Origin of the sequence: Sphingomonas sp. AX6, assembly GCF_902506605.1 — a bacterium.
GTDB lineage: Bacteria > Pseudomonadota > Alphaproteobacteria > Sphingomonadales > Sphingomonadaceae > Sphingomonas.
The window spans coordinates 2,969,415-2,984,946 of sequence record NZ_LR733979.1; the positions used below are offsets into that span (position 1 = coordinate 2,969,415).

Annotated in this window: 16 protein-coding genes; 1 reads left to right on the forward strand and 15 read right to left on the reverse strand. The window is 62.4% G+C overall.

Annotated features, from left to right (window positions below; translation table 11 throughout):
• Positions 1-381: 381 nt before the first annotated feature.
• Positions 382-1,185 (reverse strand): CDP-alcohol phosphatidyltransferase family protein, encoded by an 804-nt coding sequence (locus tag ENHY17A_RS14365; protein ID WP_159713815.1) that lies wholly within the window; start codon positions 1,183-1,185, stop codon positions 382-384.
• Entirely contained in the window at positions 1,185-1,916 is a 732-nt protein-coding gene (locus tag ENHY17A_RS14370; protein WP_159713817.1) for a phosphatidylserine decarboxylase, read from the reverse strand. Before ENHY17A_RS14370 ends, ENHY17A_RS14365 begins: the two co-directional genes overlap by 1 nt.
• A 146-nt stretch (positions 1,917-2,062) precedes the next feature.
• Between ENHY17A_RS14370 and ENHY17A_RS14375 the strand changes: the two genes are divergently transcribed.
• Entirely contained in the window at positions 2,063-3,283 is a 1,221-nt protein-coding gene (locus ENHY17A_RS14375) for an NADP-dependent isocitrate dehydrogenase (RefSeq protein WP_159713819.1), read from the forward strand.
• 241 nt (positions 3,284-3,524) lie between these two features.
• Here ENHY17A_RS14375 and guaA read toward each other — a convergent pair whose 3' ends face one another.
• The 13 genes from guaA to rpsE all read right to left on the reverse strand — a co-directional run bounded on the left by guaA (position 3,525) and on the right by rpsE (position 15,532).
• Entirely contained in the window at positions 3,525-5,081 is a 1,557-nt protein-coding gene (gene guaA, locus ENHY17A_RS14380) for a glutamine-hydrolyzing GMP synthase (RefSeq protein ID WP_159713821.1), read from the reverse strand.
• Positions 5,082-5,132: 51 nt separating this feature from the next.
• Positions 5,133-5,717, reverse strand: a complete 585-nt coding sequence (locus ENHY17A_RS14385; protein ID WP_159713823.1) for a hypothetical protein — start codon at positions 5,715-5,717, stop codon at positions 5,133-5,135.
• 38 nt (positions 5,718-5,755) lie between these two features.
• Positions 5,756-7,909, reverse strand: a complete 2,154-nt coding sequence (locus ENHY17A_RS14390; protein WP_159713825.1) for a prolyl oligopeptidase family serine peptidase — start codon at positions 7,907-7,909, stop codon at positions 5,756-5,758.
• Between the two features lie 83 nt (positions 7,910-7,992).
• On the reverse strand, positions 7,993-8,415 hold the full coding sequence (gene rplQ, locus ENHY17A_RS14395; RefSeq protein WP_159713827.1) for a 50S ribosomal protein L17: 423 nt from the start codon (positions 8,413-8,415) through the stop codon (positions 7,993-7,995).
• Positions 8,416-8,600: 185 nt separating this feature from the next.
• Complete coding sequence (locus ENHY17A_RS14400; protein WP_159713829.1) at positions 8,601-9,668, reverse strand: DNA-directed RNA polymerase subunit alpha; 1,068 nt, start codon at positions 9,666-9,668, stop codon at positions 8,601-8,603.
• A 113-nt stretch (positions 9,669-9,781) separates the two neighbouring features.
• Positions 9,782-10,171 (reverse strand): 30S ribosomal protein S11, encoded by a 390-nt coding sequence (rpsK, locus tag ENHY17A_RS14405; protein ID WP_159713831.1) that lies wholly within the window; start codon positions 10,169-10,171, stop codon positions 9,782-9,784.
• Positions 10,172-10,266: 95 nt separating this feature from the next.
• Positions 10,267-10,635, reverse strand: a complete 369-nt coding sequence (gene rpsM, locus ENHY17A_RS14410; RefSeq protein WP_159713833.1) for a 30S ribosomal protein S13 — start codon at positions 10,633-10,635, stop codon at positions 10,267-10,269.
• Between the two features lie 199 nt (positions 10,636-10,834).
• On the reverse strand, positions 10,835-11,356 hold the full coding sequence (locus tag ENHY17A_RS14415; protein WP_159713835.1) for an SRPBCC family protein: 522 nt from the start codon (positions 11,354-11,356) through the stop codon (positions 10,835-10,837).
• A 200-nt stretch (positions 11,357-11,556) separates the two neighbouring features.
• Positions 11,557-12,219 (reverse strand): adenylate kinase, encoded by a 663-nt coding sequence (locus ENHY17A_RS14420; protein WP_159713837.1) that lies wholly within the window; start codon positions 12,217-12,219, stop codon positions 11,557-11,559.
• A gap of 40 nt (positions 12,220-12,259) precedes the next feature.
• Positions 12,260-13,627 carry a preprotein translocase subunit SecY gene (gene secY / locus ENHY17A_RS14425; protein WP_159713839.1) on the reverse strand — a complete coding sequence of 456 codons (1,368 nt, stop codon included), beginning with the start codon at positions 13,625-13,627 and terminating at the stop codon, positions 12,260-12,262.
• A gap of 297 nt (positions 13,628-13,924) precedes the next feature.
• Entirely contained in the window at positions 13,925-14,488 is a 564-nt protein-coding gene (rplO, locus tag ENHY17A_RS14430; protein WP_159713841.1) for a 50S ribosomal protein L15, read from the reverse strand.
• Positions 14,489-14,584: 96 nt separating this feature from the next.
• The gene (gene rpmD / locus ENHY17A_RS14435; RefSeq protein ID WP_159713843.1) at positions 14,585-14,779 is read right to left on the reverse strand and encodes a 50S ribosomal protein L30; all 195 of its coding nucleotides are present in this window, start codon (positions 14,777-14,779) and stop codon (positions 14,585-14,587) included.
• Positions 14,780-14,785: 6 nt separating this feature from the next.
• Positions 14,786-15,532: a 30S ribosomal protein S5 gene (rpsE, locus tag ENHY17A_RS14440; protein WP_159713845.1), complete on the reverse strand. Its 747-nt coding sequence runs from the start codon at positions 15,530-15,532 to the stop codon at positions 14,786-14,788.

Sequence of the window (15,532 nt, forward strand, 5' to 3'; positions counted from 1 at the left end):
GAAGCGGGAACCGAGGTCGGACTTCGAAAGCCCATATCGGCACCGGGTTATGTTGCTTCCCATGCGGGATTGAGGATGCGCCATTAGCCGAGTGTCCTCGACGAATCAACCGTTGACATGGGGAACAGAGATGGAACATACCATGTTCAACAGCGGTTCGCGGAACCAGATGGTTACCCGACTGTTACCGGCCCGACTCTCCGGGGCGGGAATCGATGGAGCCGAACATGGCAATCACGGTCGCAATTCTGGTTTTCGCAGGCGCGCTGGCGTTCACACTGTGGACGATCCACGCCACCTTGGCCGATAAAAGCGACGTCATCCTCGCCCTGCTGCGCGGGCAGCCCGACCCACGTTTCGTGACCCAGCCCGCCGTTCGTATCAGCCTTCGTCCTGCTCCGGTGCGGGTGCGTTACGCGGCACAGCAGTCTGCGGATTGGCGCGCTGCCGCTTGATCCGGCCATAAGAGCGGACCGAAAACGGGATCGATAGCAAATACAGGATTGCGATCACCGATAGTGCAGGCCAGGGCGCAGAAATCACCGCCGCCGCGACCGCCGCGACGATTACGATCGCCTCGAACCGTATGTTCTGCCGCAGCTTCACAGACGATGGCGAATAAGTAGCGATGCTGGACACCAACAGGACGGCGCACAGCAACAGCCACGGGCCGACCAGATAGGGTGACTGGAACACGGGTTCGCCGGTCCAGATCCACAGATAAAGCGGCAGGAACGCCAGGATCGCGCCTGCGGGTGCCGGAACCCCGGTCAGGAATCCCGCCGATTTATGCGGCTGTTCCGCCAGATCGATCCGCGCATTGAACCGCGCCAGGCGAAGCGCTGCAAACACTGCATAGACGAGCGCGATCGCCCAGCCCCAGCGCGGCACCGTCACCAGCGACCAGAGATAGACGATCAGCGCAGGTGCAACCCCGAACGCCAGACTGTCCGAAAGCGAATCGAGTTCCGCGCCGAATTTGCTTTCCCCGCGCAATGCCCGCGCGACGCGCCCGTCGAGTCCATCGAGCAACCCTGCGATCATGATCATCACGATCGCGCGTTCCCATTCGCCCGAAATCGCAAAGCGAATGCCCGACAGGCCAAAACACATCGCCGCCGCGGTGATCGCATTGGGCGCGAGCGCGCGCAGCGGGATTCCGCGAGCTTGCCGGGGTGCACGCATTATTGGGCGACACCGGTGGCGGGCGTTGCGCCGCGACGCCCGATCACGGTCTCACCCGCAATCGCGCGCTGTCCCAGCGCGACTTGCGGCGCGACATCGTCGGGCAGCCATACATCGACGCGGCTGCCGAAACGGATCAGGCCGAACCGCTGCCCTGCGACCACCATGTCACCGGGCTTCACGAAGGTCAGGATGCGACGTGCAAGCAGCCCTGCGATCTGGGTAACACCGATGCGCTCGCCGCGAACCCCCTCGATCACCATGTGCTGGCGCTCATTTTCCTCGCTCGCCTTGTCGAGTTCGGCGTTCAGGAACTTGCCCGAAATATAGACGACATCGCGCACGGTGCCGGGGATCGGCGCGCGATTGATGTGAACGTCGAACACCGACATGAAGATCGAAACCCGCACTAGCGACTTGTCGCCCAGCGCATTGTCGCCTGCCAACTCCGGCGGCAACGGCACGCGCTCGATCATCGAAACCAGCCCGTCGGCGGGCGATACGATCAAATCATCGCCCTGAGGCGTGGTCCGCACCGGATCGCGAAAGAATGCCGCGACCCAGAGCGTAAACCCAGCCAGCGGCCAGAACAGGAACCATCCGCCGAGCCAAAGCCCGAGCAGCGTCACCGCGCCGGAAATGGCCAGATATTTGCGCCCTTCGGGATGAACGCTTGGAAATCGCCACTTCGCGGTCACGGTGCCGACCGGCGGCTTTTCGAGTGATGTCATGGTCGCGGTCTAACTACGGGGTTCACGCAATACAATGCCGCTTTGGTCGAAGCGTTCCGCCATGGCTCGCCCTGCCCCGGTTGATCCCGGCCCCGCCTGCCCCTAGGACGCCTGCCAACCCCTCCTCACAGACAAGCGAGAGATAGATGGCGAAGATCAAGGTAAAGAATCCGGTCGTCGAGATCGACGGCGACGAAATGACCCGGATCATCTGGGAATGGATCCGCGAACGGCTGATCCTCCCCTATCTCGACATCGACCTCAAATATTACGACCTCGGCGTCGAAAAGCGCGACGAAACCAACGACCAGATCACGATCGACAGCGCCAACGCGATCCGCGAACATGGCGTCGGGGTGAAGTGCGCGACGATCACCCCCGACGAACAGCGGGTCGAGGAATTCGGCCTGAAAAAGATGTGGCGCTCGCCCAACGGCACGATCCGCAACATTCTGGGCGGCGTCGTCTTCCGCGAACCGATCGTCATCAACAATGTGCCACGCCTGATCCCCGGCTGGACCAAGCCGATCGTCGTCGGCCGTCACGCGTTCGGCGACCAGTATAAGGCGACCGATTTCAAGGTTCCTGGTGCCGGCAAGCTGACCATGAAATGGGAAGGCACCGACGGCCAGACGATCGAACATGAAGTGTTCGATTTCCCCGCATCGGGCGTCGCGATGGGCATGTACAATCTCGACGAATCGATCCGCGACTTTGCCCGCGCATCGCTGAACTATGGTCTCGGCCGCAACTGGCCGGTGTACCTGTCGACCAAGAACACGATCCTCAAGGCCTATGACGGTCGCTTCAAGGATATTTTCCAGGAAGTGTTCGAAGCGGAATTTGCGCCGCAGTTCAAGGATGCGGGCATCGTCTACGAACATCGCCTGATCGACGACATGGTCGCCAGCGCGCTGAAATGGCACGGCGAATTCGTCTGGGCCTGCAAGAACTACGACGGTGACGTGCAGTCGGATCAGGTCGCACAGGGCTTCGGCTCGCTGGGCCTAATGACTTCGGTCCTGATGACTCCCGATGGGAAGACGATCGAAGCGGAAGCGGCGCACGGCACTGTCACGCGCCACTATCGCCAGCATCAGCAGGGCAAAGCCACCTCGACCAACCCGATCGCATCGATCTTCGCATGGACCGGCGGCCTAAAATATCGCGGCAAGTTCGACGAAACGCCCGACGTCGTGCGCTTCGCCGAAACGCTGGAAGCGGTCTGCATCAAGACCGTCGAAAGCGGTGCAATGACCAAGGATCTCGCGATCCTGATCGGCCCGGACCAGCCCTGGATGACGACCGAGCAGTTCTTCGAAGCAATCCGCGCCAACCTCGAAACCGAAATGGGTAGCTGGCAGTAAGCTATTCGTTCAGGTTACTAGAAAGCCGCCGGAAGCATTCGCTTTCGGCGGCTTTTTGTTTGACCCCGAATACCTGCAAGCCCGTCATTCCCGCGGAGGCGGGAATCCATAAGCCATGTCGGATATTATGGGTTCCCGCCTTCGCGGGAATGACGTTGATAAATTTGGCTACTGACGTGGCGGCGCGTTACCGCGCCGAATAAATCGGGTGACCGCGCCCCGCGCGGTCACTTCGTCCGATTTATTCCCATTCGATCGTCCCCGGCGGCTTCGACGTGTAGTCATAGGTTACGCGGTTCACGCCGCGCACCTCGTTGACGATCCGCGTCGCCACCCGCGGCAGGAAATCGCCCGGGAAACCGAATACTTCCGCGGTCATTCCGTCGGTCGACGTCACCGCCCGCAATGCCAGCACATTGTCATAGGTTCGCCCGTCGCCCATCACCCCGACACTGCGAACCGGCAGCAGCACGGCAAACGCCTGCCAGATCGCGTCGTACAGTCCGGCGTTGCGGATTTCCTCGAGATAGATTGCGTCCGCCTTTCGAAGGATATCGCAGCGTTCCTTGGTGACTTCCCCGGGAATGCGGATCGCCAGCCCCGGCCCCGGAAACGGATGCCGCCCGACGAAAATCTCCGGCAGGCCAAGTTCACGACCCAGCGCGCGAACCTCGTCCTTGAACAATTCGCGTAGCGGTTCGACGAGTTGCATGTTCATGCGCTCGGGCAGGCCGCCGACATTGTGGTGGCTCTTGATCGTCACCGACGGCCCGCCGGTGAAGCTGACGCTTTCGATCACGTCGGGGTATAGCGTGCCTTGCGCGAGGAAACCCGCACCGCCGATCTTTTTGGCTTCGTCTTCAAACACATCGATGAAGGTCTTGCCAATGAACTTCCGCTTTGCCTCCGGGTCGGTCAGCCCGGCCAGGCCATTCAGGAAAAGCGCCTCGGCGTTCACATGGACGAGCGGGATGTTGTAAGCGCCGCGGAACAGGCTGACGACCTGATCGGCTTCCCCTGCCCGCATCAATCCGTGATCGACGAACACGCAGGTCAGCTGGTCGCCGATCGCTTCATGGATCAGCACCGCCGCCACCGCTGAATCGACCCCGCCGGACAAGCCGCAGATGACCTTGCCATCGCCCACCTGCGCCCGGATTTCGGCGATCTTGGCGTCACGGAACTCGGCCATCGTCCAATCACCCGCCAAACCGCAGACATGGCGCGCGAAATTGGCGATCAGCCGCCCGCCATCGGGGGTGTGCACGACCTCGGGGTGGAACTGCATCGCATAATAGCGCTTCGCGTCGTTCGCGATCACCGCAAAGGGCGCCCCGGGACTGGACGCGACCGGGCGGAACCCGTCAGCCAGCGCCGTCACCTTGTCGCCGTGGCTCATCCACACCTGATGCGTTTCACCCTCAGCCCACATGCCGTCGAACAGCTCGCAGCGATCGGCGATCTCGATAAACGCACGCCCGAATTCACCCGAATCGCCCAGCGTCACTTCGCCGCCCAGCTGGTGCATCATCACCTGTTGCCCGTAACAGATGCCCAGCACCGGCAATCCGCTGTCGAAGATCACGTCCGGCACGCGCGGCGATTCCGCGTCCAGCACCGATGCGGGACTGCCCGACAGGATCACACCCGCCGGCTTCAAGCGCTCGAACGCCTCGGCGGCAGTCGTGAAGGGCGCAATCTCGGAATAGACCCCCGCCTCGCGCACGCGGCGCGCGATCAGCTGGGTTACCTGGCTGCCGAAATCGACGATGAGGATGTTCTGCGTGGGGCTGTCCATGCGCGACCGCTTAGCCAGAAGCGCGCGGCTGGGAAAGGGGCGATCCTGAGATCAGGGTCCGCAGGTCCACAGCCCCTGATAGCGCCGCTCAGCCCCGTCGGCGCGCTGCGCCAGCAAGGTTGCGGCATAGGCAGGCGATTCGCCACCCGACCTGCGCTCGCCGCGATCGATCGTCACGGTCATGCCGCGCCCGCCGAATGCGATGCCACGCTCCATCGCGCCGAAGCCCCCAGCAGAGCGCGCCATCAAGCGCTCGGCGTAACCGCCATTGCGGATCACCGCGACGCCGCGCGCGTCATCGCCGACATCGGCGCGCGCGATCATCAAAGATTGACGCGCGTCTGCAAGCCGGAAGCCACAGGCGAGTTCGCCAGGCAGGTCGGCTGCGTCGTCGGGCTGGAGTGGGGCGAGCGCAATCTCCGACCCGTCCCCGCCCTGGGTCTCGCCGATCGCGGGCTCTGGCGCATTGACGACCGGTTCTTCCGCTGGCGGCGGCGGCGATGGTTCCGTCGGCATCCCTTCAGGCTGACCTACATTCGTCGGCGCCGCCACGTCAACGTCGGCATCATTCGACACCGGCGCTTCCGAACAGGCGATCAGCGCCAGCGGCGCGGCGAACAGGAACATGGTTTTCATGCACCTGCCAACGACCGCGCGGCTGTGCGCGTTCCCGCTTACTCGACGTTCTTGACCGTCATTCCCGTCCACTTCGCCGCGAAAGCCCACAGGTCGGCGGTCTCCTCGATCACCTTGTCCGTCGGCTTGCCCGAACCGTGCCCAGCGCGGGTTTCGATGCGCACCAGATGCGGCTTCGGTCCGATATCCGCGGCCTGGATCGCTGCGGTGTATTTGAAGGTGTGACCCGGCACCACACGATCGTCGGTATCCGCCGTGGTCGCCAGAATCGCCGGATATTCCTTGCCCTCAGCAACATTGTGGTACGGCGAATAGGCATAGAGCGCCCTGAAATCGGTCTCCTTCGCCGGATAGCCGTAATCGTCGACCCAGTAGCGCCCGGCCGTGAACTTGTCGAAACGGGTCATGTCCATCACGCCGACCGCAGGCAGTGCCGCCGCGAACAATTCCGGGCGCTGATTGGTGACCGCACCGACCAGAAGGCCACCGTTCGACCCGCCCTGGATCGCCAACTTGTCCTCGGTCGTCACGCCTTGCGCGATCAGGTCTTCGGCCGCGCCGATAAAGTCGTCGAACACGTTTTGCTTATTGGCCAGACGCCCGCCATCGTGCCACGCCTTGCCATATTCGCCACCGCCACGAATGTTCGCGACCGCCAGCACCCCGCCCTGCTCCATCCACGCGACGCGCGACGAGGCGAAGCTCGGCAGCACGGGAATGTTGAAGCCACCATAGGCGTAGAGCAACGTCGGCGCGGGGCCTGTCATCCCCTTTTTGCGGACGATGAACATGGGGACGCGGGTGCCGTCCTTCGAATTATAGAAACGCTGGGTGACATCATATTGCGCGGGGTCGAAATCGACTTTCGGCTGCGCCCACGGCGTCATCGCACCTGATTTCACGTCGTAACGATAGATGGTGGTCGGCGTCGCAAAGCTCGTGAAGGCGAAGAACGCCTCGTCGCGCCCCTGATCGCCCGCGACCCCGCCAACCGTGCCGATGCCCGGCAGCGTGATCGCACCATCGGGCTTGCCGTCCATCGTGAAGCGCCGCACTTCGGTCTTCGCATCGACCAGATAGGCGAGCATCAAGCGGTCGCCGACGATCGATGCGCCCGACAGCACTGCATCGTCCTGCGGCACCAGATCGGTGATGACCGGCGTCGCGCCCGACACGTCCATCTTCACGACCTTGGTACGCTGTGCGTCCTTGTTGGTCGTGAAATAGAGCGTTTCGCCGCTGCTGCCGATCGCGGTCCAGTCGTTCTCCAGCCCCTGGATGACCGTGCGCGGCTTCGCGCCCGGCTTCGACAGGTCGAGCAAAGTCACTTCGTAGCGATTGTCGGTGCCTTCGCTGGTGGTAATGATCAGCCAGCGCCCGTCATCGGTGACGCTGGCAAAATGGCCCAGCTTGGGCCGGTCGGGCGTCGCATAGATCAGCGTGTCGGCGCTTTGCGGCGTGCCCAGACGGTGAAAATAAACCTTCTGATTCTCGTTCAGCGCCTGGAACTCCTGCCCCTCGGCAGGCTGTTCGAAGCGCGAATAATAGAAGCCCGATCCGTCCTTCGCCCAATCTAGGTTGGAGAACTTCACCCACTCGACCGTGTCGCTGGTTTCCTTACCCGTCGCGACGTCCAGCACCTTGACCGTGCGCCAGTCCGATCCGCCGTCCTGAATGGTATAAAGGATCTTGCTGCCATCCTCGCTGGCCACCCATTCGCCAAGCGCCGTCGCGCCATCGGCTGACCAGGTGTTGGGGTCGATCAGCACCCGCCCCTGTCCGTTCAGGCTATCACGGACATACAGCACAGCCTGATTCTGAAGCCCGGAATTATGGCTGTAGAAATAACGGTCGCCCTTGTGGACGGGAATACCGAAGCGCTCGTAATCGAACAGAGCGGTCAGCCGTTGCTTGAAGATGTCGCGGCCCGGCAACGTCGCCAGATAAGCGTCGGTCACCTGGTTCTGCGCCGCGACCCAGCTTGCGACCTCCTTGTACTCGCGGACGTCGTTTTCCAGCCAGCGATACGGGTCCGCCACTTTCACCCCGAACTGCTCGTCCACCACGTTCACACGGCGCGTATCGGGATAGTTCAGGGGTGCAGTCATGCTGGTCGTTGTCTCCGATATGGGTTGGGCAAATACGGGGGCTGCGAACAGCAGCGGCAGGGCGAGCAGCGACATACGGCGCATGAAACAATGTCTCCGAAACGAGAAAGAGGCCGCACCCTAGAAAGGGGCGACCTCTTGCTCAAGTATCGAATGATACGGACGAATTACGCCGCGTCTTCGAAATCCTCGTCGCCCATCACCGGACCCGAATCCTGGCCCTTGGCCGACACGTCGCGATCGACGAATTCGATGATCGCCATCGGCGACGCGTCCGACATGCGCGGACCCATCTTGATGACGCGGGTATAACCGCCATTACGATCCGCATAGCGTGTGGCCAGCGTGTCGAACAGCTTCTGAAGCTGCGCGTCGTCGAGCAGACGCGCATGCGCGAGACGACGGTTCGAAAGCCCGCCCTTCTTCGCCAGCGTGATCAGCTTTTCGATGTACGGGCGCAGTTCCTTTGCCTTGGCGACGGTGGTGGTGATCTGTTCGTGCTTGATCAGCGCTGCCGACATGTTGCGGAACAGGGCAATGCGGTGGGCCGAGGTCCGCTGAAGCTTACGGCCGCCTACGCGATGACGCATGGTATTTCCTTCTCGTTCGTATCGGGGCCGTTTTACGGAGATCCCCGAGCCAGGTGGGACGGTAAGCCACCCAATTAATATCCGTCACCCCAGCAAAAGCTGGGGCCTCATGCCTCAGACCGCTCGCTGGCAGCCTGATATCCCAGCCTGCGCTGGGATGACGAGGTTTGGGTTGAGCCTCAGGCTCAGCCCAAAATTTCCTGCTCCAGCTTCTTCGCCATCTCTTCGATATTCTCGGGTGGCCAGCCAGGGATTTCCATCCCCAGACGCAAGCCCATCGACGACAGCACTTCCTTGATTTCGTTCAGAGACTTGCGACCGAAATTAGGCGTACGCAGCATCTCGGCTTCGGTCTTCTGGACCAGATCGCCGATATAGATGATGTTGTCGTTCTTCAGGCAGTTCGCCGAACGCACCGACAGTTCCAGCTCGTCGACCTTCTTGAGCAGGTAACGATTGATCTGCGCGGTATCGCCTGCGGTCTCGCCACCGGTTGCCGCGGCAGGTGCGCCGCCGACCGGAGCCGAACGTGCAACTGCCGAATCGTCGAAGTGGACGAACAGCGCGAGCTGATCCTGAAGGATGCGCGCCGCATAGGCGATGGCATCTTCGGGCGCGATCGTGCCGTCGGTCTCTACCGAAAGCGTCAGCTTGTCATAGTCCAGATCCTGCCCGACGCGGGTCGGATCGACCTTGTAGCTGACCTGACGGACCGGCGAATACAGCGCGTCGACCGGGATCAGGCCGATCGGCGCATCCACCGGACGGTTCTGCACCGCAGGGACATAACCCTTGCCGGTATCGGCGGTCAGTTCCATGTTCAGCGTCGCGCCATCATCCAGATGACAGATCACGAGCTCGGGGTTCATCACCTCGATATCGCCCGACACCGCGATGTCGCCTGCCTTGACTTCGGCCGGACCGGTCACCGAAAGCTGAAGCCGCTTGGGGCCTTCGCCCTGCATGCGGATCGCGATCTGCTTTACGTTCAGGACAATGTCGGTAACGTCTTCACGCACACCGGCGAGCGACGAGAACTCATGAAGCACGTTCTCGATCTTGATCGAGGTAACGGCAGCACCCTGAAGCGACGACAGCAACACGCGACGCAGCGCATTGCCGAGCGTCAGGCCGAAACCGCGCTCCAGCGGCTCGGCGACGAACGTCGACTTGCGCTTGGGATCCCCGCCAGCCTTCTTTTCGAGACCGTTGGGCTTCTTGAGTTCCTGCCAGTTCTTAGCATTGACAGACACGGGCTTCCCCTAAGGTTGGGCGGGACAAAGGCGCTATCCCGCCGGAAATAGCCGCGCCGGCCGCGCAATACCCCGACAAATGGAGCATGCGCGCGCCGGCACAAATTCAAAAATCAGACGCGGCGACGCTTGGACGGACGAACGCCATTGTGCGGGATCGACGTCACGTCGCGGATCGAGGTGATCTGAAACCCAACCGCCTGAAGCGCGCGAAGCGCCGACTCGCGGCCCGAACCCGGGCCCTTCACTTCGACTTCCAACGTGCGGACGCCGTGCTCGGCGGCCTTCTTGCCGGCGTCTTCGGCGGCGACCTGGGCGGCATAGGGAGTCGACTTGCGCGAACCCTTGAAGCCCATCGTACCGGCCGACGACCACGAAATGGCGTTGCCCTGTGCGTCGGTGATGGTGATCATCGTGTTGTTGAAGCTGGCGTTCACATGCGCGACGCCAGAGGTGATGTTCTTGCGTTCGCGACGGCGAAGACGCTGCGGTGCTTGTGCCATTGGATCTTATCCTGACCTGAAATCTCGTGTCCGGAGAGCGGTGGGCGGTCAGCCTCAAACCTGTCCCCGACGGAGTAACTAGCGCCCTGCGCTAATTACTTCTTCTTACCAGCGATCGGCTTCGCCTTGCCCTTGCGGGTGCGCGCATTGGTGTGCGTGCGCTGGCCGCGAACCGGCAGGCCCTTGCGGTGACGCAGGCCGCGATAGCTGGCGAGATCCATCAGGCGTTTGATATTCATCGCGGTCTGGCGACGAAGGTCGCCTTCCACGGTGTGATCGGCGTCGATGGTTTCGCGGATCTGCAGGACTTCCTGATCGGTCAAATCCTGAACGCGGGCAGTGTCCGCAATCCCCAGCTTTACGATGATTTCCTTGGCTTTGGTCTGGCCGATGCCGTGGATATACTGAAGCGCGATCAATACGCGCTTGTTGGTCGGGATGTTAACACCCGCAATACGTGCCATGAGCTATATTTCTCCCAGCTCCACGGGGTCGCATGGCAGCGGACCCCATCTCTTCGCGTTGATATTCGGAAACGCACGATACCGGCGCGCGCGAAAACAGCGCCGCCGGCCAACCGGGTTTCGGAATAGGTCGCTGATACGCCCGCGTCCGGATTGAGTCAACCCGAGCGCGGCACGTTATGTCGCGCCGCGCTTGCGCTCAGCGATCAGGCGCTTCGGCGGCACGTTTCAGCCCCGCCGCCTGCTCGCCGATCACGCCATCGACCAGCGGCGCCAGCTTAGCAGCGTCCATGCCCGTATAGCCGCTGACAACATAGCGGACGACCAGCGCCGTTCCCTGCCCTTCGGCCGCCATCTCGAAGCTCAGCGTGCCGATCGCCGCCCCCTGTTGCAGCGGCCCGAGCGAACCCGACAGACGCAGCAGCTTGGTCGGCACGACATACACTACCCGCGCATGTTCGGCACCGCCGCCGCCCGGCAACGCCTCGCAGAAACAGCCACCGGGCCGCATTTGCATCGAAAAATTGGCCGCGTCCCCCGACCAGCTGTGCGCTTTCGACCACCAGCGCGCAGGCTCGCCCAGAGACCGCCATACGGCATCGGGCGCCGCGGCGACGGTCAGCTCGTGCTCGACGATGAAGGTCGAACCTTCGACCTTGACGACTTCTCCCGATATGGGCGCGGCTGCGAGCAGTGCCGGGATGATGAGTGCGAGGCGCATGGGTTCCGCCCTTTTCCGATAAGCGCGAAACCTATCACGATTTCCTCGATTTCTCATGCAATTAAAAGGACCAAACCCACCCCCGTTCGGGCTGAGCTTGTCGAAGCCCTGTCCTTATTCTTCGTGGTAAGAAGGACAGTGCTTCGACAAGCTCAGCACGAACGGTGGAGGGGTAAGGGCCGAAAATCCAGCCCCCGAAATCAAACCGGGCGCGGTTCGCGTGCCAGTATTGCTTCGATCGCGTCCGACACATGTGCGATGTCAGCCATGCCGTCGACATGCTGGACGATTCCGCGCGCTTCATAGATCGGCAGGATGGGTGCGGTCTTGGCGCGATATTCTGCCATCCGCGTGCGTACGGTTTCGGCATTGTCGTCGGGGCGGCGCTTGAATTCGCCGTGCCCGCATTTGTCGCACACGCCCTCGACCTTGGGCAGCTTATAACGATCGTGATAGCCCGCCCCGCAATTGGCGCAGGTGAAACGCCCGGTGACGCGGTCGACCAACGCTTCTTCATCGACGACCAACTCGATCACATGATGAAGCGTGCGTCCGCGCTCCGACAGCAGCCCGTCGAGCGAATGCGCCTGCGCCTCGGTCCGCGGATAGCCGTCGAAGATCACGCCCGTCTCCGGCCCCAGCGCGTCGAGCGCTTCGCCGATGATCCCGGACACGATCTCGTCGGAAACGAGCTGCCCCGCCTCCATCACTGCCTTTGCCTTTTGCCCGGTCGGCGTTCCTGCCTTCACCGCAGCGCGAAGCATGTCTCCGGTGGAGAGCTGGACCATGCCGCGCTCGCTGACCAGACGGCTGGCCTGGGTGCCCTTGCCCGCACCCGGCGGTCCCAGCAGGATGATGTTCAAAGCACAGCCCCTCTTCGCCCTGGCCGATCGACCGCCTAAATCAGCGGACGCGCCCGCCCTTCAGCTTCGCCTTCTTGATCAGGTCGCCATACTGGTGCGCCAGCAAATGCGACTGGATCTGCGTCACGGTGTCCATCGTTACGTTCACCACGATCAGAAGGCTAGTGCCGCCGAGGTAGAATGGGATCGACATCGCCGACACCAGATATTCGGGCAACAGGCAGATAATGGTCAGATAGGCCGCACCGACCACGGTGATGCGCGTCAGCACGTAATCGAGATAATTCTCGGTATTCTTGCCCGGACGGATGCCGGGGATGAACCCGCCATGCTTCTTCAGATTCTCCGCGGTTTCTTCCGGATTGAACACGACCGCGGTATAGAAGAAGCAGAAGAAGATGATGCCCGCGCCGTACAGCGCCATATACAGCGGCTGGCCGTGCGCCAGATACTGGTTCATCCCGATCAGGAAGCTGCCCCAAGCGGTATCCGCCTGGCTGGCGTCCTGTCCGGCGAACTGGCTGATCGTCAGCGGCATCAGCAGCAGAGAAGACGCGAAGATCGGCGGAATGACGCCCGCGGTGTTGATCTTCAGCGGCAAATGGCTGCGCTCGGCCTGTACGCCGCGCTGGGTCTGGCGCTTGGGATACTGGATCAGGATGCGGCGCTGGGCGCGCTCCATGAAGCAGATGAACAGGATCAGGCCGACGACCGCAACGCCGATCAGCGCCAGGCTGATCGCGCTGATGCCGCCCGAACGACCGCTTTCGAACAACTGAACCAACGTGGTGGGCAGATGCGCGACGATGCCCGCCATAATGATCAGAGAAATGCCGTTGCCGACACCGCGGCTGGTGATCTGTTCACCCAGCCACATCAGGAACATCGTACCGCCGACCAGCGAGATCACGCAGCCGATGCGGAACAGGAAGCCCGGCTCGATCACCGCCTGCGCGCCCGCGGTGGCGCCGAACGCCTCCAAGCCCACGGCGATGAAATAACCCTGGATCGCGGTCAGACCGACCGTGCCATAGCGGGTATATTGGTTGAGCTTCTTGCGCCCGGCTTCGCCTTCCTTTTTGATGGCGGCGAGCTGGGGGGAAAGACTGGTCGCGAGCTGCACGACGATCGACGCGGTGATGTAAGGCATCACGCCCAGCGCGATGACCGACATCCGCTCGAGCGCACCGCCCGAGAAGGTGTTGAAGAAATCGAGGACACCGCCCTGGGTCTGCTCGGCGAGTAGGTTCAACTGGGTCGGGTCGATACCGGGAAGCGGCACATAGCTGAGCAACCGAAAGATGACGAGCGCGCCCAGCGTAAACCAAAGGCGCTTTTTAAGCTCGGTCGCCTTGCCGAATTTCGACAGGTTGATGTTGGAGGCCATGTTGTCGGCTGCGGATGCCATATGAGAAATCGTCCCGGAAACAAAAGCGGCGGAGATGCGTTACACGCGCCCCCGCCGCCCATATAGGGGTCTTGCCCAGCTTGTCTAAGGGGGATTGTGAAATCCCCTTCCCATGCACCCCAATCCGGGGTCGCCCACCGAAATCCGTTCGTGTCGAGTAGGGTTCGAGCTTGTCGAGAACCCGTATCGAGACAGCGCCCACTTTGGACACCTCCCTCGATATGCCTTCTCGATACATGGCCGCGGCCGCTACTCGAAGGCTACTCGGGACAAACGGAATTGGTGGACGTAACGGGTTTAGCCCTTGGCGGTCTTGGCAGCCTTCTGCTTGGCTTCCTTGTCGGCGATGCGCTCAAGACGGGCCTTGCCCTTCTTGGCGGCAGCCTTTTCCGAAGCCGCAACGACGTTGATTACTTCGACCGAACCGCCAGCCTTTTCGACCGCTTCGATCGCGCCCTTCGACGCACCGGCAACGACGAACTTCAGCTTCGCGGAAATCTCGCCCTTGCCGAGCAGACGGACACCGTCCTTGCCGCCGCGTGCGACGCCAGCAGCCTTCAGCGCCGCGTGATCGATCGTCGCACCCTTATCGAGCGTACCCGCATCGACCAGCTTCTGGATCGCGCCGAGATTCACTTCGGCATAATCCTTGGCGAAGATGTTGTTGAAGCCGCGCTTTGGCAGCCGCATGTGGAGCGGCATCTGACCGCCTTCGAAGCCGTTGATGGCGACGCCGCCACGGCTCTTCTGACCCTTTTGGCCGCGCCCTGCGGTCTTGCCCAGGCCCGAGCCGATGCCGCGTCCGACGCGCACCCGGCCCTTGCGGGCGCCGTCATTGTCGCGGATTTCGTTGAGTTTCATGGTCTGCACTCGCTTTCGCTTTGTTCGCGCTGATAAAATGAGGAAGGGGGCCGCATAGCCCCCTCCCCCTTGTCTGTCACCTGGTAAGTCGAAGAGTTAGCCTTCGACCGATACCATGTGTGCAACCTTACGGATCATGCCGCGCACCTCGGGGGTGTCCTTCAGCTCGACCGTCTTATGCATCTTGTTGAGGCCCAGGCCGATCAGCGTTGCGCGCTGATCGTTGGTACGGCGGATCGGCGAACCCGTTTGGGTCACCTTTACCGTCGCGACTGCTTCTTTCTTCGCCATTATCGCTTACTCCGCGACCGCTGCTGCGTCCGCCTCGGCGGTTTGCGAACCACCGCGGCCGAGCAGGTCGGCGATCTTCTTGCCACGACGCTGTGCGACGGCCTTGGGCGAGGTCTGCTCACCCAGTGCTTCGAAGGTCGCACGGATCATGTTGTAGGGGTTGGACGTGCCGACCGACTTGGTCACCACGTCCGCCACGCCCAGCGATTCGAAGATGGCGCGCATCGGGCCACCCGCGATGATGCCGGTGCCTGCCGGTGCCGTACGGAGGGTAACGCGACCCGCACCGAAATGGCCGTTGCCATCGTGATGCAGCGTGCGGCCTTCCTTCAGCGGAATGCGAACCATCGCCTTCTTGGCAGCAGCCGTCGCCTTGGAAATGGCTTCCGGCACTTCGCGCGCCTTGCCATGTCCGAAGCCGACCCGGCCCTTGCCGTCGCCGACGACGACCAACGCTGCAAAGCCGAAGCGCTTGCCGCCCTTTACGGTCTTCGAGACGCGGTTGATGTGGACCAGCTTTTCGATCAGCTCTTCGCCGCCATCGTCGCTGCCGGGACCGCCACGGCCGCGATTGTCGCGTCCGCCACGATTGTCACGACCGCCGCGACCACGATTGTCGCCGCCGCCGGGGCCGCCACGACCACGGCCACCACGCGGGCCGCGGCCCTGCGGTGCGCCCGCATCGGGTGCGGGTGCCGAAGCTGCCGCGCCGGTGTTTTCCGCAGGCGCGGTCTGGTTGTTTTCGTCAGCCAT

Excerpts from the sequence above, each read along its gene's own strand:
- ENHY17A_RS14365 (WP_159713815.1), bottom strand. The coding sequence starts at position 1,185 with ATGCGTGCACCCCGGCAAGCTCGCGGAATCCCGCTGCGCGCGCTCGCG.
- ENHY17A_RS14370 (WP_159713817.1), bottom strand. The coding sequence starts at position 1,916 with ATGACATCACTCGAAAAGCCGCCGGTCGGCACCGTGACCGCGAAGTGG.
- ENHY17A_RS14375 (WP_159713819.1), top strand. The coding sequence starts at position 2,063 with ATGGCGAAGATCAAGGTAAAGAATCCGGTCGTCGAGATCGACGGCGAC.
- guaA (WP_159713821.1), bottom strand. The coding sequence starts at position 5,081 with ATGGACAGCCCCACGCAGAACATCCTCATCGTCGATTTCGGCAGCCAG.
- ENHY17A_RS14385 (WP_159713823.1), bottom strand. The coding sequence starts at position 5,717 with ATGAAAACCATGTTCCTGTTCGCCGCGCCGCTGGCGCTGATCGCCTGT.
- ENHY17A_RS14390 (WP_159713825.1), bottom strand. The coding sequence starts at position 7,909 with ATGCGCCGTATGTCGCTGCTCGCCCTGCCGCTGCTGTTCGCAGCCCCC.
- rplQ (WP_159713827.1), bottom strand. The coding sequence starts at position 8,415 with ATGCGTCATCGCGTAGGCGGCCGTAAGCTTCAGCGGACCTCGGCCCAC.
- rpsK (WP_159713831.1), bottom strand. The coding sequence starts at position 10,171 with ATGGCACAAGCACCGCAGCGTCTTCGCCGTCGCGAACGCAAGAACATC.
- rpsM (WP_159713833.1), bottom strand. The coding sequence starts at position 10,635 with ATGGCACGTATTGCGGGTGTTAACATCCCGACCAACAAGCGCGTATTG.
- ENHY17A_RS14415 (WP_159713835.1), bottom strand. The coding sequence starts at position 11,356 with ATGCGCCTCGCACTCATCATCCCGGCACTGCTCGCAGCCGCGCCCATA.
- secY (WP_159713839.1), bottom strand. The coding sequence starts at position 13,627 with ATGGCATCCGCAGCCGACAACATGGCCTCCAACATCAACCTGTCGAAA.
- rplO (WP_159713841.1), bottom strand. The coding sequence starts at position 14,488 with ATGAAACTCAACGAAATCCGCGACAATGACGGCGCCCGCAAGGGCCGG.
- rpmD (WP_159713843.1), bottom strand. The coding sequence starts at position 14,779 with ATGGCGAAGAAAGAAGCAGTCGCGACGGTAAAGGTGACCCAAACGGGT.
- rpsE (WP_159713845.1), bottom strand. The coding sequence starts at position 15,532 with ATGGCTGACGAAAACAACCAGACCGCGCCTGCGGAAAACACCGGCGCG.